Origin of the sequence: Streptomyces sp. NBC_00631 (genome assembly GCF_045206895.1) — a bacterium.
GTDB lineage: Bacteria > Actinomycetota > Actinomycetes > Streptomycetales > Streptomycetaceae > Streptomyces.
In genome coordinates, this window is record NZ_CP107734.1 from 2,643,169 (window position 1) to 2,663,548 (window position 20,380).

18 protein-coding genes and 2 pseudogenes are annotated in these 20,380 nt (G+C 72.1%); 7 read left to right on the forward strand and 13 right to left on the reverse strand.

All coding sequences use genetic code 11. The features are described from left to right. Nucleotides 1-124: 124 nt before the first annotated feature. Together OHB00_RS12100 and OHB00_RS12105 are read left to right on the forward strand one after the other, a co-directional pair. The gene (locus OHB00_RS12100; protein WP_406434093.1) at nucleotides 125-1,219 is read left to right on the forward strand and encodes a DUF5925 domain-containing protein; all 1,095 of its coding nucleotides are present in this window, start codon (nucleotides 125-127) and stop codon (nucleotides 1,217-1,219) included. 15 nt (nucleotides 1,220-1,234) lie between these two features. Continuing rightward, nucleotides 1,235-2,005 carry a DUF72 domain-containing protein gene (locus tag OHB00_RS12105; RefSeq protein ID WP_406434095.1) on the forward strand — a complete coding sequence of 257 codons (771 nt, stop codon included), beginning with the start codon at nucleotides 1,235-1,237 and terminating at the stop codon, nucleotides 2,003-2,005. A 197-nt stretch (nucleotides 2,006-2,202) separates the two neighbouring features. Here OHB00_RS12105 and OHB00_RS12110 read toward each other — a convergent pair whose 3' ends face one another. Beyond that, nucleotides 2,203-2,571, reverse strand: a complete 369-nt coding sequence (locus OHB00_RS12110; RefSeq protein WP_406434097.1) for a GntR family transcriptional regulator — start codon at nucleotides 2,569-2,571, stop codon at nucleotides 2,203-2,205. Nucleotides 2,572-2,640: 69 nt separating this feature from the next. Here OHB00_RS12110 and OHB00_RS12115 point away from each other — a divergent pair, with 69 nt between their 5' ends. Next, the gene (locus tag OHB00_RS12115; protein WP_406434099.1) at nucleotides 2,641-3,570 is read left to right on the forward strand and encodes a GNAT family N-acetyltransferase; all 930 of its coding nucleotides are present in this window, start codon (nucleotides 2,641-2,643) and stop codon (nucleotides 3,568-3,570) included. Next, the gene (locus tag OHB00_RS12120; RefSeq protein ID WP_406434101.1) at nucleotides 3,551-4,054 is read left to right on the forward strand and encodes a DUF402 domain-containing protein; all 504 of its coding nucleotides are present in this window, start codon (nucleotides 3,551-3,553) and stop codon (nucleotides 4,052-4,054) included. Before OHB00_RS12115 ends, OHB00_RS12120 begins: the two co-directional genes overlap by 20 nt. Before the next feature lie 14 nt (nucleotides 4,055-4,068). Here the strand turns inward: OHB00_RS12120 and OHB00_RS12125 are convergent, their stop codons facing one another. Beyond that, nucleotides 4,069-4,683, reverse strand: coding sequence for a class I SAM-dependent methyltransferase (locus tag OHB00_RS12125; RefSeq protein ID WP_406434103.1), 615 nt, complete (start codon nucleotides 4,681-4,683; stop codon nucleotides 4,069-4,071). 140 nt (nucleotides 4,684-4,823) lie between these two features. Between OHB00_RS12125 and OHB00_RS12130 the strand changes: the two genes are divergently transcribed. Beyond that, nucleotides 4,824-4,958, forward strand: coding sequence for a hypothetical protein (locus tag OHB00_RS12130; RefSeq protein WP_089102986.1), 135 nt, complete (start codon nucleotides 4,824-4,826; stop codon nucleotides 4,956-4,958). A gap of 22 nt (nucleotides 4,959-4,980) precedes the next feature. Here the strand turns inward: OHB00_RS12130 and OHB00_RS12135 are convergent, their stop codons facing one another. The 3 genes from OHB00_RS12135 to OHB00_RS12145 all read right to left on the reverse strand — a co-directional run bounded on the left by OHB00_RS12135 (nucleotide 4,981) and on the right by OHB00_RS12145 (nucleotide 7,154). Beyond that, a complete protein-coding gene (locus OHB00_RS12135) occupies nucleotides 4,981-5,430 on the reverse strand; it encodes a GNAT family N-acetyltransferase (RefSeq protein WP_406434105.1) in 450 nt (149 codons plus the stop codon). A 243-nt stretch (nucleotides 5,431-5,673) separates the two neighbouring features. Beyond that, nucleotides 5,674-6,534, reverse strand: a complete 861-nt coding sequence (locus OHB00_RS12140; RefSeq protein ID WP_406434107.1) for an esterase/lipase family protein — start codon at nucleotides 6,532-6,534, stop codon at nucleotides 5,674-5,676. 173 nt (nucleotides 6,535-6,707) lie between these two features. After that, complete coding sequence (locus tag OHB00_RS12145; protein ID WP_406434109.1) at nucleotides 6,708-7,154, reverse strand: MarR family winged helix-turn-helix transcriptional regulator; 447 nt, start codon at nucleotides 7,152-7,154, stop codon at nucleotides 6,708-6,710. A 102-nt stretch (nucleotides 7,155-7,256) separates the two neighbouring features. On the opposite strand from OHB00_RS12145, the gene OHB00_RS12150 reads away from it, so the two are divergent. Together OHB00_RS12150 and OHB00_RS12155 are read left to right on the forward strand one after the other, a co-directional pair. Continuing rightward, the gene (locus tag OHB00_RS12150) at nucleotides 7,257-7,631 is read left to right on the forward strand and encodes a cupin domain-containing protein (protein ID WP_406445740.1); all 375 of its coding nucleotides are present in this window, start codon (nucleotides 7,257-7,259) and stop codon (nucleotides 7,629-7,631) included. Nucleotides 7,632-7,781: 150 nt separating this feature from the next. Then, a pseudogene (locus tag OHB00_RS12155) lies at nucleotides 7,782-7,907 on the forward strand (MMPL family transporter); the annotation flags it as partial. Nucleotides 7,908-8,061: 154 nt separating this feature from the next. Here the strand turns inward: OHB00_RS12155 and OHB00_RS12160 are convergent. The 8 genes and pseudogenes from OHB00_RS12160 to OHB00_RS12195 all read right to left on the reverse strand — a co-directional run bounded on the left by OHB00_RS12160 (nucleotide 8,062) and on the right by OHB00_RS12195 (nucleotide 19,690). After that, on the reverse strand, nucleotides 8,062-9,051 hold the full coding sequence (locus OHB00_RS12160; protein WP_406434111.1) for a DNA polymerase thumb domain-containing protein: 990 nt from the start codon (nucleotides 9,049-9,051) through the stop codon (nucleotides 8,062-8,064). Further along, nucleotides 9,048-12,500 carry a DNA polymerase III subunit alpha gene (locus OHB00_RS12165; protein WP_406434113.1) on the reverse strand — a complete coding sequence of 1,151 codons (3,453 nt, stop codon included), beginning with the start codon at nucleotides 12,498-12,500 and terminating at the stop codon, nucleotides 9,048-9,050. The genes OHB00_RS12160 and OHB00_RS12165 overlap by 4 nt, the downstream gene beginning before the upstream one ends. 425 nt (nucleotides 12,501-12,925) lie before the next feature. Next, complete coding sequence (locus tag OHB00_RS12170; protein ID WP_406434115.1) at nucleotides 12,926-14,005, reverse strand: S1 family peptidase; 1,080 nt, start codon at nucleotides 14,003-14,005, stop codon at nucleotides 12,926-12,928. Between the two features lie 259 nt (nucleotides 14,006-14,264). Continuing rightward, nucleotides 14,265-15,101, reverse strand: coding sequence for a slipin family protein (locus tag OHB00_RS12175; RefSeq protein WP_406434117.1), 837 nt, complete (start codon nucleotides 15,099-15,101; stop codon nucleotides 14,265-14,267). A gap of 126 nt (nucleotides 15,102-15,227) precedes the next feature. Further along, nucleotides 15,228-16,127: a S1 family peptidase gene (locus tag OHB00_RS12180; protein ID WP_406434119.1), complete on the reverse strand. Its 900-nt coding sequence runs from the start codon at nucleotides 16,125-16,127 to the stop codon at nucleotides 15,228-15,230. 250 nt (nucleotides 16,128-16,377) lie between these two features. Then, nucleotides 16,378-16,862 (reverse strand): annotated as a pseudogene (locus OHB00_RS12185) (DUF1684 domain-containing protein); the annotation flags it as partial. A gap of 70 nt (nucleotides 16,863-16,932) precedes the next feature. Continuing rightward, a complete protein-coding gene (locus OHB00_RS12190) occupies nucleotides 16,933-17,748 on the reverse strand; it encodes an LLM class flavin-dependent oxidoreductase (protein WP_406434121.1) in 816 nt (271 codons plus the stop codon). A gap of 187 nt (nucleotides 17,749-17,935) precedes the next feature. Beyond that, complete coding sequence (locus OHB00_RS12195; protein WP_406434123.1) at nucleotides 17,936-19,690, reverse strand: FAD/NAD(P)-binding protein; 1,755 nt, start codon at nucleotides 19,688-19,690, stop codon at nucleotides 17,936-17,938. Between the last annotated feature and the right edge of the window lie 690 nt (nucleotides 19,691-20,380).

Genomic DNA, 20,380 nt, shown 5'->3' on the forward strand with positions numbered 1-20,380 from the left:
GGGGCGCGCCGGGCTGTGCGCGTGGCCTCTTCTGGGTACTCCGGAAGCTCGGCGCACACCCGACACTCCCCTCCCACTGCGGAAAACGGGTGCGCAGCGGGCGCCGGTGACGGATCATGGCGACATGTCTGTCAAGCCGCACGAGACGCTGCCGATCCGGCTGAACGTCGACGACTCCGACTCCCCGTCCGATGTCGTCGACGCGCTGTTCCTCGGCCGCTTCGCGACGGGCGAGCAGCCGTACTCGCACGCGGCCAACATCGACCGGGTGCGCTCCGGGGCGACCCTGCTGCCGAAGGAGGCGCGGGTGCTGCGGGTGGCCCGCGACGACGACCGCAGCGCGACCCTGGCGGAGGGCGACGGCTGGACCCTGCTGGTCTCCCGCTGGAACCGGGGCGCGGACGTCACGGTCACCGCGACCACCGCCGAGTTGGCCGCGAAGGTGCTGAACGAGGCGACGGACGGCGCGGCGGACGAGCCGGAACCGCAGCCGGAGAACGTGACCATGGGTTTCTGGTACGTCTCACCGCGCCGTGGCCCGCACCGCACCACCCGGCAGATCTCCGCGGGTACCTGGGACGAGGTCCGCGCCAACTACACGGCCCCGGTCGCGGACGCGATGGACCGCCTGATGAAGACGACACCGGAGGACATCGCCGGCCGTCTTCTGCTGCTGCACGGGCCGCCGGGCACCGGCAAGACCTCCGCCCTGCGCACCCTGGCCCGGTCCTGGCGGGACTGGTGCCAGGTGGACTGCGTCCTCGACCCGGAACGGCTCTTCTCCGACGTCGGCTATCTGATGGACATCGCGATCGGCGAGGAGGACGGCGCAGGCAAGGGCCGCTGGCGGCTGCTGCTGCTGGAGGACTGCGACGAACTGATCCGCGGCGAGGCCAAGCACACGGCGGGCCAGGCGCTGTCCCGGCTGCTGAACCTCACCGACGGCCTGCTCGGCCAGGGACGCAACGTCCTGGTCGGCGTCACCACCAACGAGGACCTGGAGCGGCTGCACCCCGCGGTCGTCCGCCCCGGCCGCTGCCTGGCCCGGATCGAGGTGGGCCAGCTGACCCATCGCGAGGCGGTGAACTGGCTCGGCACCGAGGAGGGCGTGGGCCGGGACGGGGCGACCCTCGCGGAGCTGTACGCGCTGCGCCGGGGCACGGCACCGACCTCGGTACCGGGGGCGCGGGAGGGCGCGGACGCGGGGCTGTACCTGTAGTGCTTTGATGGGGGTATGCCCCTGTTCATCGGAACGTCGGGCTGGCAGTACAAGGACTGGCGGGACGTCCTGTACCCGGCCGGGCTCCCCATGCGCTCGTGGCTGGAGGAGTACGCGCAGCACTTCACCACGGTGGAGCTGAACAACGCGTTCTACCGCCTCCCGTCCCGCGAGAACTTCGAGTCCTGGCGGGACCGGGTCCCGCCGGACTTCGTCGTCGCGGTCAAGGCGAGCCGCTACCTGACGCACATCAAACGCCTCAAGGACCCCGCGGAGCCGGTCGACCGCCTGATGAGCCACGCGGCGGGCCTCGGCGACCGGCTGGGCCCGGTCCTCCTCCAACTCCCGCCGACGCTCAGGGCGGACCCGTCGCTGCTGGACGCCTGCCTGGCGTGTTTCCCGCGCGGTACCCGCGTCGCGGTGGAGCCCCGGCACGACTCCTGGTGGACGCCGGAGACCCGGGAGGTCCTGGAGTCCCGGGGTGCGGCCCTGTGCTGGGCCGACATCCAGGCCCGCCCCATGACCCCGCTCTGGCGCACCACCGACTGGGCGTACGTCCGCTTCCATCAGGGCCGAGCCCGCCCTTGGCCCCGCTACGGCCGCCGTTCCCTGGAGACATGGGTCGACCGCATCGCCACGGCGTACCCAAAGAAGGCCGACATCTACACGTACTTCAACAACGACCCGGGCGGGGCGGCGGTGCGGGACGCCGTGGCATTCGGAAGAGCGGCGCAGCGGGCGGGACTGACGGTGACCAGGACGCCGGAGCTGAGCACGAGCGGCTGACCGACGCCGACCTGGCTGAGCAGGGTCCGGCACCGCCGGATCGCGCCGCGGTGGCTGATCGCCGTTGCGGCGGAAATAGCAAGCGGCGGAAGTCTCTCTCCGCCACCCATCAGTCCCTTCTCCCCGCCGCAACGGCGTTCAGCCACGACGGTGGAATCCGGCGGTGCCGAGCCCTGCTCAGCCGAACCCGAAATCCCCTACCCCCCATAAGCCGCCCGCAGGGCATCCCGCGCCGCGGACAGCGCCGCCTCCTCCCCCAGCCCCAGTCGGCGCACCCGCTCGGCGTAGGCCTGGGCGGCCAGCGACGCCTCGCGCTCCGCCGCCGACCCCGCCGCCGCAACGAACGTGCCGTTGCGCCCCCGTGTCTCGATCACCCCGTCCGTCTCCAGCGCCCGGTACGCCTTGGCCACCGTGTTCACCGCCAGGCCCAGCGACTCGGCCAGCCCCCTGACCGTCGGCAGCCGGTACCCCACCGGCAGCACCCCGCCCCGCGCCTGCTCGGAGATCTGCGCCCGTACCTGCTCGTACGGCGGCGCGCTGTCATCGATGTGGATCTTCAAGGTCACGGCCCGATTCTCCCGTACCCGCCGGAAAATGAGAGGCATCCGGCCCACGTCCCGCATAGCGTGCGCCCCATGACAGTGATCGTGCGTGACCTGCGCGCCGACGTCCGGTCCGACGCCGAGGGCTTCGCCCGGGTCCGGCAGCTCGCACTGCCCTACATGCTGTACACCCCGGAGTCCCTGGTCCACGACCTCACGCACGCCCACCCCGACGCCCGCTTCCGCCAGCTCATCGCGGAGGAGCACGGCGAGGTCATCGGTACCGCCCAGGTCGGTCTCGCCCACGAGAGCACGGAGCCGGGCCAGGGCTTCGCCAACGTGTACGTGCACCCGGAGCGCACCGGCCGGGGCGCCGGCGCCCTCCTCGTGCGTACGGCGGAGGGGCACCTGTCGGCGGTGGGCGCGAGCACCTCGTACGCCTGGGTCCTGGACGCCCCGTCCAACCGCGCCTTCGCCGAGCGTCGCGGCTACACCGCGAGCCGCTCCGCCCACTTCCTCCGTCTCGACCTCGCGCACGGCGCGCTGCCCCCGCTGCGGACTCCCCCGCCCGGGGTGGAGCTGCGCACCGCCGCCGACTTCGCCGACGACCCGCGCCCGCTCTTCGACCTCGACGCGGAGACGTTGCTGGACGAACCGAGCGACATCGACATCGAGTTCGCCGACTACGAGGCCTGGCTGAACGAGACCTGGCGGCACCCGCTGCTCAGCCATGAGCTGACCTCGGTCGTCCTGGTCGACGGCCGCCCCGCGGCCTTCAGCGCGGGCCGCACCGACGGCGGCACACGGTACGGCACCGTCATGACCGGCACCGCCCGCGCCTTCCGCGGCCGGGGGCTGGCCAAGCTCGCCAAGAACGACTCCCTGCACCGTGCCCGCGCCGCCGGCTGCACGGAGGCCTTCACGGGCAACGACAGCGGCAACGGCGCGATGCTGGCGATCAACAAGTGGTTCGGGTACGAGATCTGTGCGACGGAGGTCAGGTATGTCCGTGAACTCGGGTGATTCGACGGGCACGGTGGACGTCGTGCTGGTCAAGGCCGGCCGCACGAAGATCTGTTATCCCGCCGAGCTGCTGCACGACGACGGCGACCGGATCACCGTGCGCGCCCCCTGGGCCGGTGACACGCCCCGCGACTTCGGCTTCGTCCGCTTCGAACAGGGCGATGTCTTCACCGAGTTCTACTGGCGCGACCGCTGGTACGCGGTGAAGGAGGTGCGCGCCGCCGACGGCACGCTGAAGGGCTGGTACTGCGACGTCACCCGCCCCGCGACGCTGACCGGCGGCCGGCTGGTCGTCGAGGACCTCGACCTGGACCTGTGGCGTTCCGCCGACGGCTCGGACGTGCTCCGGCTGGACGAGGACGAGTTCGCCGAGAGCGGGCTGGCGGAGCGGGACCCGGAGGCCGCCGCGGCAGCGGTGTCGGCGCTGGACACCCTGGAGGCACTGGCCCGTGAGGGCGGCGGTTTCGGGACCCTGCTGTCCTGACGCGCCCTGGGCCGTCACAGCGTCGCCACCACCGCGTACCGCTCGTCGTCCACCGCCTTCCCCCAGAGCGCCGTCTGGGCCGACAGCCGTTCCACGCGCACGTCCGCGCCGAGCGGTGCCAGGAGGGCGGTGAGCCGGTCAGCGGGTATGCCGACGGGGGCCACGGTCCCCCACACCCCCTCGACCAGCACGAACCGCCCTCCGGGGCGCAGCAGGCCGCGCCAGTGCCGCAGCACGCGCGCGGGATCGGGCAGCGTCCACAGCACATGCCGTACCAGCACGGTGTCGAAGAGCAGCTCGCCCACCGGCGGCGCCGCCGCGTCGCCGAGGAGGAACGCCGCGTCACGGCCGGCGAGCTTGGCGCGGGCCCGCGCCACCATCGCCGGGGAGCTGTCGACCCCGGTGACGCGATGCCCCTGCTCGGCGGCGAGGAGGGAGAGGCTGCCGGTGCCGCAGCCGAGGTCGAGGACGTCTGCGGGGCGGGCGGGCAGCCACGCCCGGAGCCGCGCCGCCCAGGCCGCGCGCACCTCGGGCGCGCCCAGCCCATGATCGGGCTCCGCGTCGAAGGTGGCGGCCTCCGCATCCCAGTCGACACGTACCGCAACTGTCCGATCACTGTCGTTCGTCATGCCCCCAGCGTGACACCCACCACTGACACTCGATCCGTGTGACAGCGACCACTGACAGACCGGCATCGATGAGGAACTCTCGCCAAAAGGGTCTACCTCCGTGACAACGCGGAACTCGGTAGGCCCTGAAGGAGGCAGCCATGCGCCGCACCACTGTGCAGAAGCCCCTGAAGAGGACGGACAGCCGTCGGATCCGCGAGGAGGCCGACGAGCGCCCTGCCGGACGCCCGGAGGTGCGGAAGGACATCGCACGCACCTGGTGGCCGGACGGCTGACCGTGCCCGTCCCGCGCGCCCTTCAGCCCAGCCGCTTGCGGTAGTGGACGCGGTCGTACGGCCCGTCAACGCGCCGCTCGACGACCTCGTAGCCGTACTTCGGGTACAGCTTCCGGTTCTCCCACATCAGCACGTTGGTGCAGAGCCTGACCTCGGGCAGGCCGAGCGCACGCGCGCGTGCGTCCACGAACTCCAGCAGCCGCCCTCCCACCCCCCTGCCGTGCGCGGCGGGGTGGACGGCGATGCTGTCGAGGAACAGGTGGTCCTCGTGCGCCTCGATGACGACGAGCCCGATCACCGGCTCCCCTGCGACGAACACCCGGCCCACGGCCACATTCGCCATGTGGTCCGCCTCCATGGGCTGCGGCACCACCCCGATCCGTGCGACGTAGGGGTGGTACGCCATGTCGGTCACGGCCTTCACGGCCGGTACGTCGGCGGCCCGGGCCAGCCGGATCTCGTCGTTCGTCATGGCGTGAACGCTAGCTACCTGAGCGCAGTCTGAGCACTCCCTTAAGGCGACCATAAGGATCTCCGTCGCCTGCTCCCAGCAGGCGATTTCCCGGTTTCCTGGGGCTAGCTTTCTGATCGCCCCCACGGGATCCGCTCCCGGCCGGGGCGGCGGCGGGCGCCCCGGCGCCGACTCTCATGGCTCCGGGGCCTGACCGGCGGCTCAGGCCGGACAGGCCCCGGCGGCGTTCGGTCGGGCCGTGGCTCAGCTGAACGCCGACGCACAGGTGGTGGCGGTGGCGTGCGCCGGGTCGAGCGCGTTGGCCACCTCGTGGAAGGCGATGCGGTCGAAGAGCCCGATCGCCACGTGCTCGGAGAGGTCGAGCGAGCACAGGTCCTGGAGCAGGACGTTGTGGACGTCGGAGCCGCTCAGGTACTGGCTCTGCCAGGGCGTCGCCACCTCGTCGTACTTGGTGGCGATGACCGTGTAGTGCACTCCGGGGACGGTGTCGCCGCCCGCGTTGAGCTTGGTGAGGAAGTCGGAGCCGGGCATCTGGTCGGCGAGGCCGGGGGTGGTGGCCTTGATCAGGTCACTGGCGCCGGGGAAGTACGGCAGCAGGTTGGTGAGGCCGCTGAGGGTGGCGCCGTGGTTGTCGGGGGCGAGGCCGACGAGGGCGTTCACCTTGGCGGCGCCGCCGAGGAACCTGAGGTAGTAGCGGGGCATCATGCCGCCCTGGGAGTGGCCGACGAGGTCGGCCCTGGCGGCGCCGGTCGCGGCGAGCACCTTGTCGACGAAGGCGGCGAGTTGCTCTGCCGACTTGTCGATGGGGCCCAGGCCGTAGAAGACGGGGACACCGTCCAGCCGGCCGTAGTCGAGGGAGAAGACGCAGTAGCCGCGGTCCTCCAGGTACGGGGCGAGGGAGAGCCAGTTGTCGACGGAGTTGCCGAGGGTGCCGTGGACCAGGACCACGGGGCGGGGGTGGGCGGCGGAGGGGCGGCAGGAGTAGTCGTTCCAGCCGGTGCTGGGGGCGCTCGACGCGTGGGCGGTGGCGGCGGGAACGGTGGCGACGGCGGCGGCGAGGAGCAGCGCGGTCAGGGGTCTGAGCACTCGTTTCCAGGGCAGCATCGTGTGATCTCCTTGCGGCTCAAGGGAGGTGCGACGGCCTTACGCCCTGTGATCCGGATCACGAGGATGCTGTTCACTCATCAAGTTACGGACGAGTAGCAGAAGCGTGAAGTTACGCGTCAGTAAAAACTTTCAGCGGTAACCAGTGGCTCATACCCGACCCTGACGGAACATCACCAGGCAGGCCTGATCGGACCATAGGGAGCGATCCGCCCCAAACGCTCACCCAACACGCGCACTTCACCCTCGCCCAGCAGTTCGGCCCACTCCCCCACGACCCCGGCGGCCGCCTCCTCCGCGGCCCGCGTGCACGCCCACCCGCGCTCGGTGAGGACGATCAGCCTCGCCCGCGCGTCCCCGGGGTGCGGCCGGCGCTCGGCATACCCCTTGCGCACGACTTCGTCGACAAGCTGACTTGCCGCCTGCTTGGTCACCCCGAGGTGCGCGGCGAGTTCGGTGACGGTGGCCCCGTCCGGGGCGAGCCGCGCGAAAGCGAAGCCGTGGGCGGGCCTGATCCCCTCGAAGCCGCGGGCGACGACCCCTTCGTTGATGCGCTGGGTCAGCTCACCGGCGGCGGCGAGCAGGGCTGCGGACAGGGCCATGGCCTCGGAGTTCTGCACGGAGGCATTGAAACACCCTTGACGAATCGGTCAAGCAACTTGACCATATGCGTTATGGTCAAGCTCCTTGACCATCTCGCCCGTCCCACCGAGAGGCATCCCATGCCCGTCGTCCGCTCCGCCGAGGCCACCACCCACGAGCTCCACGGCGCCCGCTTCGTCTCCTACGCCACTCCCCGCACCGGCAGCACGGAACTGTGCGCCTGGCGAGGGGAGATACCGGCCGGGACCAGGGCCCCCGCCCACACCGTCACCCGGGAGGAGATCTTCCACCTGCTCGTCGGCGAACTCCTGGTCACCCTCGACGGCCGCACCGAGCGCGTGCGCGCCGGCGACACCGTCATCGTCAACCCCGGCGCCACGCTCACCGTCGAGAACCCGACCGACCACACCGCGCTCTCCTGGGTCACCACGTCCATCGGCCTGGAGGCCGAACTGACCGACGGCACCCGCATCGCGCCACCGTGGGCCGGCTGACCGTCCGGGCGCGCGCCTCAGCCGCTTGGACCGAGATGAAGCCGACGCTGCCCTGTTTTGTGGGTCAAGCCGTGAGCAAGGCGCTTCTGACCTCCGCGTAGTTGGCGAGCACCCGGCGCAGAGACGCCACGTGCTCCTCGTCAAAGGCGAGCTTCTGGTGCTTCTCAAGGTTCTCCAGAAGCCGTGACCAGCGCGGTGAACACCTCGGGACATGCCGTGCTGTTCGCCGGCGCCACCGTCTGCATCGCGCTGCTCGGCATGTTCGTCGTGGGGTGAACTTCCTCGACGGGATCGCCGTGGCCGGGGCGCTGACGGTGGCATCGACCGTGCCGGCCGCGGTGCCCCTGCCGCCGGCCCTGCGCGTGGTGACGCACCGCGGTCGCGGGCGCCGAGTTCGTCGTGGGACTTGCCCTGGTTCGACGGCGACGGGTCAGTCGGCCAGAGTCGCCGGGCGGACGGCCCAGGGGCCGAAGCGGCGGCGGGCGCGGTCGGCGGCGGCTTCGGCCGCGCGGGCGCGATCGTCGCCCGGGTCCATGGAGAGTTGCCGGTAGGCGCTGCCCGCAGGCAGCAGGGCGTCGGCTCGGATCACGAAGGCGCGAACCCTCGCCCGCTGCAGCCCGAGGGCGTTCAGCAGCCCCAGGGCGGTCGCCGCGAGGGCGGGTGAGTGGTCGGTGGGTTCCGGCAGGGTGCGCGTGCGCGTGGTGAAGCTGCGGTCCGCGTACCGCACGGTGAGGGTGAGCCGGCCGGTGATCCGGCGTTCGGCGCGCAGCCGTTGACCGATCTGGTCGGCGAGTCCCAGGACGGCTCGATGCTGCTGCGCCGGGTCGAGGCAGTCCCGTTCCAGCGCCAGGTCGGCGGTCAGGTGTGCCGCCGGTTCCAGAGGGGTGACCGGGCGCGGGTCGTGGCCGCGGGCGCGCTCGGCCAGCAGGCGGGCGGGGCCCACGCCGAGGAGCCGCTGCAGGGTCCCCGCGGGCAGGTCGGCGACCTGGCCGATGTTGTGCAGGCCGTATCTGGCGAGTGTCTGCGCCGTGGTGCGGCCGATCCCGGGCAGTGCGGTGACCGGCCGCGGGTACAGCCAGTCGGCCGCCTGCCCGGTGGGCACCCAGGTGGCCTCCCCCGGCGCGGAGGCGTCGGCCGCCATCGCCGCCAGCATCCGGTTGCCCGCGAGCCCGGCGCTGCTGTCGATGCCGTAGAGGGCCTTCAGCCTCATCATCGTCGCCTGGACCATGTCGTAGGGGGACAGGTCGAAGTACCGGAGCGCCGATGTCAGGTCGAGCTGGACGGCGTCGGGCGGAACCGCCTGGACGTGCGGCGTGATATCGGACATCAGTTCGATTATATCGCCGTACTGGGCCTCGTTCAGTGAGGCGTGCAGGTGGAGGTGGGCGATGTGCCGCTGCCGTGTGGTCGTCCCGCTCATCCCGCGCTCCCGGGGCTTCGGTGGCCGAACTTCTTCAGGTCGGCCGAGCGGGTGCCGGCCGGCTGGAGGTCGGCGTACGGGTGCAGTCGGGCGCCGGTGGTGCCGTTGACCAGGGTGCGGTGCGGCTGGGCGGGGGTGGGATGCGGACGGCTCGCCCCGAGGAGCGCGAGGGCGGCCTCGGGGCCGTCGTCACGGCGGGCGGCGGCGATCTCGTCCAGGTCCCAGGCCATCGTGCCGACGACGGTGCGACGGGTGCCGCGCACCTGGACCGTGCCGCGCACCAGCAGCAGCCCGCTGTGGAAGACGGTGTACGCGCACGCCGGGTGCGAGTCCTCGAAGAAGGCCAGGTCGACCAGCCCGGAACCGTCCTCCAGCGTGACGAAGATGATCCGCCTGCCGCTCGCGATCGGCGGGGTCTGGGTGGACGCCCGTACACCCGCGACCAGGACCTGCTGACCGGCACGCAGCCCGGCCAGGTGCGCCGCGTCGGTCGCGCCGATCTCGCGCAGCAGCCGGTGGTGGTGCTCCATCAGGTGCCTGGAGACGTCGATGCCGAGGGTGCTCAGCTCGGCGCTCAGGGCCTCGCGGCCGGTCATCTCCGGCAGCCCGCTCGGCTCGGCCCCGCCGACGGCGTCCGCGGTGAGGGGCAGTTGCCCCTCGTGCGCGGACCGGGCGCGGGACTGACGATGGAGTTCGGCGATCTGGAGCAGCAGGTCGCGCCGGGTGAGGCGGCCGTCGTGCAGACCGTTCAGGGCGCCGATCTCGGCGAGGCGCTCGGCGACCGGCCTGCTGGGGTGGGCCCGCTGCCAGAAGTCCGACAGCGATCCGTACGGCTGCCCCTCCTCGATCCGGGCGCACTCCCCCTCGCTGATGCCGCGCACCGCGGAGAGCGCCAGCCGCACTCCCCACCGGTCTCCGTCGGTCTTCTCCACGGTGTGCTTCACCCCCGAGTGGTTGATGTCGACCGGCAGGACGGGGACGCCGCGGCGGCGGGCGTCGGAGACCAGGACCCGCTTGGGCCACATGCCGGGGTCGTGTTCGAGGAGGCCGGCCAGCAGGAACGCCGGGTAGTGCGCCTTGAGCCAGGCGCTCTGCAGGGCGGGCACGGCGAAGGCGACCGCGTGGGCGCGGCAGAAGCCGTACGCCCCGAAGGCCTCGACGGTCTTCCACACCTCGTCCCGCACGGCCGCGCTGTAACCGCGCGCGCGGGCCCGCTCGTGGAACCAGTCCCTGATCCTGGGCAGTTGCTCCTTGTCGCCGAGCGCCCGCCGGGTGACCTCGCCGAAGGCCCGGTCACAGCCGGTCAGCACCCGCAGCGTCTCGATGATCTGCTCGTGCCAGATGGTCACGCCGTAGGTGTCCGCGAGCACCGGCTCCAGGTCCGGGTGCGCGTACGCGGGTCTGCCGCCGTGGCGGGCGGCGATGTACCGCTCGGGCATGCCACCGGCGACCGGGCCGGGACGGAAGAGGCTGATGTCGGCGATGACGTCCTGCACGTCGCGGGGCTGGAGCCGGGACAGCAGGTCCTGCTGTCCGGGCGACTCCAGCTGGAACAGGCCGAGGGTCTGGCTGGCCTGGATGAGTTTGAAGGCGAAGACGTCGTCCAGCGGTACCTGCGCGGGGTCGTCCAGGTCGATACGGCTGCCGGTGGTGCGTTCGATCTCGGTGACGGCATGCGCCATCGCGGACTGCATGCGCACACCCAGGACGTCGAGTTTGATGTTGCCGAGCGCTTCGATCTCCTCCTTCGCGGCCATGGCCATGGGGTAGTCGCCCTGCGGGGTGGGCTGCACCGGCAGCCGGTCCAGGAGGGTGGCGTCGCTGATGACCACGCCGCAGGGGTGCATGGCCATGCCGTGGACCAGGGAGTCGAGGCCCTCGGCGAGCTCCCACAGGGGGCCGTACCGGTGTGCCTCGGCGGCCAGTTGCCGCAGTTCGGGCAGTTCGGCGAGGGCGCCGGTGATGTCGCAGGCGCGCAGGTGCGGGAAGCTCTTGGCGATCCGGTCGACGTCGGCGGGCGGGATGCCGAGGGCGAGGCCGGTGTCGCGCAGGGCGCGGCGGGCGCGGTAGGTCTCGGGCATGGCGGTGACCGCCACCCGTTCCTTGCCGAAGCGTTCGAAGATCGTGTCGTAGCACTCCAGGCGCCGGGCGGACTCCACGTCGATGTCGATGTCGGGCAGCGACTCCCGGCGCCTGCTCAGGAACCGTTCGAACAGCAGGCTGTGGTCGAGCGGGTTGGCGGTGGCGATGTCCAGGGCGTGGCAGACCAGGGAGCCGGCGCCGGAGCCACGGGCCGCGACCCTGATGCCCTTGGCCCGGATGTCGGCGACGACCTGTCCGACGGCGAGGAAGTACGCGTCGTAGTTCCAGTGGGAGATGACGGCGAGTTCCTCGTCCAGCCGGGCGAGTGCCTCGCGGTCGCGGTCGAGGCCGCGGCGGACCAGGCCGGCCTCGCAGCGCAGGCGGAGCAGCCGGGCCGCGCCGCCGGCCCCCGGCTCGGCGCCGAAGAGCGCCGGTTCGGGGAGGTGCGGAGTGCCGAGGCCGAGGTCGGCCGCCGGATCCACGGCGCATACGGTCGCGGTGTCCGCGGTGTCCGTCATCAGCCTGCGGGCCCGGCGGGCATCCGCTCCGGCGGATTCGGTGATCATGCGGGCGACGGCCGCCATTCCGCTCTCGTCCCTGAGCCAGCGCTGTCCGCTGTCCAGCCGGCGCCGGTCGATCGGCCGCAGCAGCCGGGCGGCGTCCAGGACGTCGGCGAGGCGGTGCTGGCCGGGGTCGGCGTAGCGGACGGCGTTGGAGAGCACGGCGGTGGTGCGGGTGCGATCGGCCAGCGCGAGGGTCCGGGCGGCCAGGCGCAGGGATCCCGGACCGATGCCGGAACGTTTCTGCGCGACGGCTTCCAATCGAACATCCCTCCCGAAGATCTCCTGCCAGGGCGCCAGCAGCTTCACCGCGACGTCCTCCCGGCCCACCGACAGCGCCCGCACCGGCTCCGAGAGCGGCCCGAGCAGCACGGTCAGCCCCGGGCCGCCGTACTCGCGCAGCGCCTCCCACGGCACCACCGGCGGGGTACCGGACACGGCACCGACATGGGCGGCCGACGTGATCCGGCACAGCCGCGCCCACCCCTCTCCATCCCGTGCGAGCAGCACGAACCGCAGCGGCGGCTCGACCACGTGCGCACCGCCACGCACCGGGGTGCGGCGCCGCCGGCCCGGCGGCGGGGGCGCCAGGGCCTCCACCGCCAGATCGATACCGAAGACCGGCCGGACCCCCTCCTTCGCACAGGCCTGCGCGAATCGAACAGCCCCGGTGACCGTGTCCCGGTCGGTGAGCGCGAGCGCGGACATGCCCCGCTCGGCCGCCCGCCGGACGAGCTGCTCGGGATGGGAGGCGCCGTAGCGGGCGGAGTAACCGGACGCGACGTGCAGATGAGCGAAGCCCGTCATGCCGCACCTCCATCACTCCACCCCTTTTCAGACATACGCCCGATATGTTCATCGTACTCGCGTTCGATTACTCTAACCCCATCAGCCCCGGTCAGCGACCCGCAAGCGACTTACATTCGAACGCATCAGCGATTCTTCACGGGATGGACGAGGCCCGAGCCAGGCACCGCCCCGTCAGCTCTCCGGCCGGTCACCGCAGTTGAGGAAAACCGCCACCACGCCACGCACCTCGCCCTGGCCGGTCGGCACCCTGGGGGAGCGCGCCGACAACGATCCGCCACATGTGCGACACTCTCCGTGACGGACTGCGGCCGGCTCCCGGGGATCCATGGCCACGCGGCCACGGCAAAGGCCCCGCCCCCACGGAAGGGGCGGGGCCTCACAGGGATACGACGGATGCCGGCCGAGCCGGGTGCCGGTGCTGGTCAGCCGAGCCGGGTCCCCGTCGCGGTCAGCGCCTCCGTCACCGGCTGGAAGAACGTCTCCCCGCCGGAGGTGCAGTCACCGCTGCCGCCGGAGGTCAGGCCGATGGCGTTGCTGCCCGAGAAGAGGGAGCCGCCGCTGTCGCCGGGTTCGGCGCACACGTCGGTCTGGATGAGGCCGCTCACCGTGCCCTCGGAGTAGTTCACGGTGGCGTCGAGGCCGGTGACCGTGCCGTCGTGGACCTGGGTGGTGGAGCCGCTGCGGGTCACCTTCATGCCGACGGTGGCCTCGGCCACGCCGGTGATCTGCCGCGCGGAGCCGTCGTAGAGGTCGACCTCGCTCGGACGGGCCACGTCGGATGTGTACTTGACCAGGCCGAAGTCGTTGCCCGGGAAGCTGGACAGGGCGTTCTTCCCGATCACGTTCCCGGCGGAGTCCGACCAGGTGGAGATGGCCTCGGTGCAGTGCCCGGCGGTCAGGAAGTACGGCTCACCGTCCTTGACCACGTTGAAGCCGAGCGAGCAGCGCCCGCCCGAGCCGGTGATGGCGTCGCCGCCGGCCATGAAGGGCTTGAACTCCCCGTGCGAGCGGCGGAGTTCGGCCTTGCCGCCGAGTCCGTCGACGACCTTGGTGAGCTTGGCCAGGTCGGTCCCGGTGACCGTCCGGTCGACGGTGACGACGACCTTGTTGCCGACCGGGTCGGTCGCCCACGAGGTGCCGGGGACGGTCGCGTCCTGCTTGAGCGTGGTGCGCGCGCCGTCGAGTTCGGCGAGGGAGTTGGCGACGAGTCTCGCCTTGGCCCCGGCCGACTCGACGGCCTCGGCGGCGGTGTCGTCGAGCACGTTGACGACCAGGCTCCTCGACCGGGCGTCGTAGTAGCTGCCCGCCGCGTCGGGGCCGAGGTCGGCGACGAGCGTCGAGGCGAGCTTTCCGGCCGCCGGAGCGGACAGGACCTGCGGCACGGCGGCCTCGGCGGGCTCGCTCGCGTTCGCACTCTGGAAGGTCACTCCGGCGGCGACGAGCGCGGCGGCGCCCGCGCCGGCGAGCGCCGCCCGGCGCCGGGATATGCGTCGGTGCTTCAACTCGCGTCCTCCTGTGGGGGGTGGCCCGCAAGGTGATGGGGACCTCAAGGGCCGGAAGGCTGGTTGACGGCCGCCCACTATTCCGAGCCCCACAGGGAGCACACAAGGTCGACTCCAGGTCTCGCGTGCGCGGATGTTGTGCGCCCCCGTGCGCGGACCGTTCACAGTTCACCGGTGCCTCAGGAGGATTCGCGGTGCAGACACCACGGGCGGGCAACGGACGGCGGGCAGTGCCGGCCGCCCCTGGCTGCCGCCCCGGCTACCCCTGGCCGCCCTGGCCCGAATTCAGCGCTGCCGACCCGCCGGCCCCATCCGCCCCTCCCGCCGGGGGCGGTTGCTGCTGTGCCCGCTCCAGGAACCGCAGCAGCTCCACCGGGAACGGCAGCACCAGCGTCGAGTTCTTCTCGGCGGCGACCGCCACCACCGTCTGCAGCAGCCGCAGTTGGAGCGCGGCGGGCTGCTCCGACATCTCCTTGGCGGCCTCGGCGAGCTTCTTGGAGGCCTGCAGCTCGGCGTCGGCGTTGATGACGCGGGCCCGGCGCTCCCGATCGGCCTCGGCCTGCCGGGCCATGGACCGCTTCATGGTCTCGGGCAGCGAGACGTCCTTGATCTCGACGCGGTCGATGGTGACCCCCCACTCCACGGCCGGGCTGTCGATCATCAACTCCAGGCCCTGGTTGAGTTTTTCGCGGCTCGACAGCAGGTCGTCCAGCTCGCTCTTGCCGATGATGGACCTGAGCGAGGTCTGCGCCATCTGCGAGACCGCGAACCGGTAGTCCTCGACCCGGACCACCGCCTCGGCGGGCGAGGTCACCTTGAAGTAGACGACGGCGTCGACGCGCACGGTCACGTTGTCCCGGGTGATGCCCTCCTGCGCGGGCACGGGCATCGTGACGATCTGCATGTTGACCTTCTGGAGCCGGTCCACGAACGGGAGGATCATGGTGAACCCGGGCCCACGCACCTCCGGTCGGAGCCGGCCGAGCCGGAAGACCACACCCCGCTCGTACTGTTTGACGACCCGTGCCGCGGACATCGCGTAGACCGCTCCGACGGACACGAGAGCGGCTGCGGCCGCCACCAGCGCCTCGACCATGCCGGCCCCCAGGGGGAGGTGACTGACTTCAACGGTCCTTCGACGGTAACTCCGGGTTCGTACAAGAGCGAGCCCCCGTACGCCGGTTGCGTACGGGGGCTCGCCGGGAGCAGATCCGAAGGGTCGTCAGCCGACGCTCACGCCGTAGTAGCTCAGCGCCTCGGTGACCGGCTGGAAGAAGGTCGTACCGCCGGAGGTGCAGTCACCGCTGCCGCCGGAGGTCAGACCGTAGGCCACGGAACCGCCGTAGAGCGGGCCGCCGCTGTCGCCGCCCTCGGCACAGACCGTGGTCTGGATCATGCCGTAGACGATGTCACCGCTGCCGTAGTTGACGGTGGCGTTGAGCGCGGTGACCCGGCCGCTGTGCGTGCCGGTGGTCGAACCGCGGCGGTACACCGTCGTCCCGACGCTGGGCGTGGCCGCGCTGGAGATGGTCTGGCTGCCGACCGCGCTCGGGTGCGCGATCGAGCTGTTGGTGTACTTCACCAGCGCGAAGTCGTTCGTCGGGAAGCTGTAGCTGACGTTCGTGCCCAGGACGGTGGTGTGCCCGGAGTTGCTGTACCAGGTCGAGGCCACCTGCCCGCAGTGCCCGGCGGTCAGGAAGTAGTACGTGCTCCCGCTGTGCACGTTGAAGCCGAGCGAGCAGCGGTAGGCGCCGCCGTAGATGGCGTCGCCGCCGGTGATCAGCTTCTTGAAGGTGCCGGGGGTGTGCTTGATGGTGAGCGCGCCGGAGTTGACGCCCGCCTGCCGCTTGATCTTGGCGATCTCGGCGTTGGAGACCGTGGAGTCCACGGTGACCACCACACGGTTGGTCTTGCTGTCGACGGACCAGGCGGTGCCGGGGACGTCGGCCTTCAGAACGGAGCTGTTCGCGGCCTTCAGCTCGGTGGCGCTGAAGGTGTGGACGGTACTCGCGCTCGCGGTGGGGACGGCGAACGCGGCCGCGGCCAGGAAGCCGGTGCCCACGGCGGTCAGCCGGGTCCGTCTCGTGATACCGCTGCGTGGGGTCGTGCGCTTGATCCTCACTTTTCGTTCCCTCCCAGGGGAAGTCGGGGGCCCGCGTGGGGTCGGGGCCCGTGAGGCGCAGCCAGGGGTGGTGCCCGGATTTCGGACACGCAATGCCCCTGACAAGCGCTGAGGGGGAGTATTCGGGCGAACGACCGGTACCCGCAAGGGTGCCTTTTGGCCGTGCGACAGTGTTCGAACCACGCCGTCTTTGGGTGATCTCGTCGTGGTCCGGGTGAGTTGAGGGCCTGTCGCAATTCCCTCGAAAGGGTCAGGCGAGGTTCCGCTCCCCCGCCTCGACCGCGAGGTCCAGCGTGTTGCCCGGCGGCGGGAAAGGGCAGATGAAGTGGTCTCGCGAAGACGCACTGCGGCAGCTGTGCCCGGTTGAAGTCGACGGTGGCGGAGCCGTCGGCGGCCGGGGCGGCCGAATAGAGGAACCTGAACCGGACGCTGGTGACCCCGCTGGTGGTGTCGGCGAAGACCGCCCACAGCCGGCCGTCGGCCTGCTCGGCGACCTGGAGCGTCAGCTCCCGGCCGGCCACGGTGAAGCCGAGTTCCCCCGCGAGCACGAGCGCGCGCTCCACTCCGTCCGCGGTGCCGACGCGGACGGTGCGCGGGTCGTCGCCGTACGGCGTGAAGCGTCCCGCCGTCCAGGGCCAGGCCGTCGGCCGCCGTCGCGGTGAGCACGACGCCATCCTCGGCGGCCGCCCGGATTCCGGGGACGGCCGGGAGCCGGCCGTCCGGATGGTCCTCGATCACGGGGATGCCCCCAGGCCGTTCAGGCACCGGGGAAGGCGGCCGGCCAGCGCGAGGTGCGCAAGGTGGTTCAGGGCGCCGCGAGCTGCCCGGCGGGCCGGGCGAGGCCGAGGTGCTCGCGCAGGGTGCTGCCCGGGTAGAAGGTGCGGAACAGGCCGCGGTGCTGGAGGAGCGCCACCGTGCCGTTGACCAGCCGCTCCAGGTCGCGGCGCGGTTCGGCGGGGACCAGGTGGAAGCCGTCGGTGGCGCCCTCACCGTGCCAGCCGGCGACCAGTTCCGCCAGATCCACCGGGCCGCCCCGGTACAGCGGTCCCCGCACGGTCTGCCGGGGCCCTCCGCCACCGTGCCCCGGCTCGGCCGCGCGCTCCCCGTCGCCCAGATCCACCACCAGGCTCACCAGCACCCGCAGCGTTTCCGGATCCCGCCCGAACTCCCGCGCACAGGAACGCAGTTCCTCCCGTACGGCGGCGGCCTGCGCGGAGCTCGCGGCCCGCACCAGGGCGACATCGGCGTACCGGGCGGCGGCCCGCCGGGCGGCGGGCTCGGTGGCGTCGGCCACCCGGACCGGCTGCTCCGGCGCGGGTCCCGGGGCCTCGCTCCACCGGCCGGCCCGGCCCCGGCTGATCCGGTCCAGGTGGGCGACGGCGGCCTCGGGGGCGGTCGTGACCGGCACCAGCCCGATCCGCCGGGTGGCCGGGGCCACCTGCGCCAGCACGGTGAGCGCGTCGGTCTCCGGCCACCCGAACCGGTCGTCGAGCGTCACGAAGTCCAGGCCCCCGCTCTCGGCGAGCCGCACCAGCTCGACGTGACGCTCCGCGTCGAACACGCCGTCCTGGTCCACGGCGGCGGCCAGATGCAGCAGCCCCCGGCCGTACGAGCCGCTCATCACCACGAACCTCCCGGTAAGTCACCCGATGCGCCCAAGCCGCCGCGATCGCTTCCCAGCACCACCGCGGTGCCTCTTCGCACGCGGTGCGTCTTCGCGCCCCGCCGCCGTTCCTGCCGCCGGGCGGACCGCGCACCTCCGGCGCGCGGGACTTCCCTGTGCACGGCTGTGCTGTCGGCCCTGACGCTCATGACACGGATCTCGCCGGGTCGGCCAGGAAGGCCAGCGCCGCGCGTGCCGTGGCGTCGTTCTGCCGGAACGCGGGCCCTCCGGTGCGCGGCCGGGTGAACGCCCCGGGCGTACGGCCGTTCGTGAACGGCCCGAGCGCGAACCGCCGGGGATGCGGCCGCCCGCCCCCGTCGAGGATCCGCCCGTCGGCGGGGTCCACCCTGAGCAGCCCGTCGGCCGTCTCGGCGGCCTCGCCGGCATGCAGCTCGCGCAGCAGCGTGTCCCGGGCACGCCCCATGGTCGGTTCGGGCAGCCGCGCCTCGACAAGGGCCCGCGCCTCCACGGCGAACCCGGGCACCGTGTCGGCGGACGCCCGGAACACCCCGTCCTCGGCCGTCACCGCCATCCGGGCGCCGACGAACCGCAGCACCCCGGCCCGGGACAGCGCGAGCATCTGCCGCAGCCGGGGGCCGGGCGGCCCGGAGGCGAGGTAGCTGAAGAACCCGTGCCACCAGGACCCGATGTCGCCGAGCCGCACCAACTGCCCGTAGACGGAGAGCAGTCCGAGGAACACCGCCAGGTCCGGGCTGTACCCGGGATCGTGCCGGCGGTCCAGGTCCGCCTCGATATAGCCGCGCAGCCCGTCCTGGAACTCCTCGTGCGACCCGTACCGCACCCCCTCCAGCGGGTGGTCCAGCGCCGCGAGATCGAGCCGGTCGGCCGGATCCGGTACCGCGGCCGCCACCAGGGCCCGCACTTCGGCGTCCCCCTCGGCGGCGGCGTACTTCTCCTCGAAGTCCCGCCAGGCGACGGCCGTCCGCTCGGGGTGGACGGTGAACAGCCGGTGGTAGTGGGCGAACCCCAGCTCCTTCTGCACCAGCGGCCACACGTCCCGCCGGAAGTCGAGGCCACCCGGCCGGGCGAGCAGTTCGTCGATCTCGCCGAGCCCGAGGAAGCGGGGCAGCGGCGGGCGTTCGCCGGTCCAGTCGTACCCGATCTTCGAGTGGTACGGCACTCCGCGCCGCGACCCGACGTACAACACCGGTTCCTGCCCGGAGGGCACATAGGTGTCCCCGTCGTAGCGGCCGCCCCGCCCCTCGGTGAGCAGCACCATCAGGTCGACGAAGGCGAGCCCGAACCCCCGGACCAGCACCGGCTCGCCGGGCCGCAGCGCGGACAGGTCGCTGTCGGCGGTGAAGTCGGGCGGCAGGTGCAGCAGGCCGTGCGCGTCGGCGTACGCGGCCAGCGCCTCCTGTTCCGGGTCGAGTTCGGCGTCCAGGTGGCCGAGGGCGAGGACGACGAGGTCGGCGAGGAGCGGGCGCGGCCGGCCCTCCAGCCAGACCTGCTGACGGCCCTCGCGCGGCCCGCTCACCCGCAGGGCACGGCGCGGGTGGTGCCGGACGGTGATGCCGTCGGGGAGGTCGGCGACGGCACGGTCGTAGACGTGGCGCAGATAGCGGCCCTGGATCTGCCGGTCCGCGAAGGTACGGCCGTCCAGGCCCGCCCACTCGTGCAGGGTGGGGCCCTCCCGCACCGGCCCGGCCATCCGCACCGTCTCGTCCGTGAACATGGTGACGTCCTCGGCGTGCGAGTTCATCCACAACAGCGGCGACTGGGCGGCCCGCCAGATGCGTCCGGCGCCCGGCGGATGCGGGTCGACCAGATGGATGTCGAGGCCGGAACCGGCGTAGAGCTCGGGCGCGTTGGCGGCGATGCGCTCCAGGAGGCCGGTCCCCCGCGGCCCGGCTCCCACGATCACCAGCTGGGGCCTCATCGGGCGGCCTCCGAGGTGAAGCGGTCGGCCGCGGGTCCGGGTATGCCGGGGACGGTGGTGGGTCTGGCGAGGGTCTCGGAAGACATGCGAAGGCTCCGTGGCGGATCAATCGAACACGGTGGACGCGCACACGGTGGTGCGGGTGCCTTCACACGGAGCGCCGCGGTGCGGCGCTCTTACGGCCGAGCCCCTCAGCAGGGCCGTCCGTCGACTCTACGGCGCCGTTTCCCCTCGCTGTCAAGGGTGTCCGGAGTGTGGGCAGCGCGTCTCAGGTCAGTTGACGGAAAACCGGAGACCTGTTCCACTTGGCCCATGCATCCACAGCAGTGGCTGGTCACCCGCTCCCACATCGACTTCGGTCGCGTGTGGTCCTGTTCCTGTTGAGCTGACCCCCTGCGCGCCCCGCGGACAGCGGGGACTCTTCGCGTTCTCCTCCGCGTTCCACCCTTCGCCTTCACACGCGCACCCCTCCCCTCGCGCTCCGCACGTCCGCTGATCCAACCGCGGCAGCGCCGCCGCACCCTCCTCTTCCCTTGGCCGGCAGCGGTCAGCCGATCAGGTTTTTGTTTTACCTCACGGAAACAGGATCAAGGCGAATTCCGAGGCGCCCGCCCAGACGCCGCGCATCCGTATACGGTGACGGATCCGCACGCCGGTTGACGCCACCCGCCACCACATCCGAGCCGGCCG

Bases quoted from the DNA above. Each gene is read 5' to 3' on its own strand.
- OHB00_RS12100 (WP_406434093.1), top strand. From the start codon at position 125: ATGTCTGTCAAGCCGCACGAGACGCTGCCGATCCGGCTGAACGTCGAC.
- OHB00_RS12105 (WP_406434095.1), top strand. From the start codon at position 1,235: ATGCCCCTGTTCATCGGAACGTCGGGCTGGCAGTACAAGGACTGGCGG.
- OHB00_RS12115 (WP_406434099.1), top strand. From the start codon at position 2,641: ATGACAGTGATCGTGCGTGACCTGCGCGCCGACGTCCGGTCCGACGCC.
- OHB00_RS12120 (WP_406434101.1), top strand. From the start codon at position 3,551: ATGTCCGTGAACTCGGGTGATTCGACGGGCACGGTGGACGTCGTGCTG.
- OHB00_RS12125 (WP_406434103.1), bottom strand. From the start codon at position 4,683: ATGACGAACGACAGTGATCGGACAGTTGCGGTACGTGTCGACTGGGAT.
- OHB00_RS12130 (WP_089102986.1), top strand. From the start codon at position 4,824: ATGCGCCGCACCACTGTGCAGAAGCCCCTGAAGAGGACGGACAGCCGT.
- OHB00_RS12135 (WP_406434105.1), bottom strand. From the start codon at position 5,430: ATGACGAACGACGAGATCCGGCTGGCCCGGGCCGCCGACGTACCGGCC.
- OHB00_RS12140 (WP_406434107.1), bottom strand. From the start codon at position 6,534: ATGCTGCCCTGGAAACGAGTGCTCAGACCCCTGACCGCGCTGCTCCTC.
- OHB00_RS12150 (WP_406445740.1), top strand. From the start codon at position 7,257: ATGCCCGTCGTCCGCTCCGCCGAGGCCACCACCCACGAGCTCCACGGC.
- OHB00_RS12160 (WP_406434111.1), bottom strand. From the start codon at position 9,051: ATGAGCGGGACGACCACACGGCAGCGGCACATCGCCCACCTCCACCTG.
- OHB00_RS12165 (WP_406434113.1), bottom strand. From the start codon at position 12,500: ATGACGGGCTTCGCTCATCTGCACGTCGCGTCCGGTTACTCCGCCCGC.
- OHB00_RS12175 (WP_406434117.1), bottom strand. From the start codon at position 15,101: ATGGTCGAGGCGCTGGTGGCGGCCGCAGCCGCTCTCGTGTCCGTCGGA.
- OHB00_RS12190 (WP_406434121.1), bottom strand. From the start codon at position 17,748: ATGAGCGGCTCGTACGGCCGGGGGCTGCTGCATCTGGCCGCCGCCGTG.
- OHB00_RS12195 (WP_406434123.1), bottom strand. From the start codon at position 19,690: ATGAGGCCCCAGCTGGTGATCGTGGGAGCCGGGCCGCGGGGGACCGGC.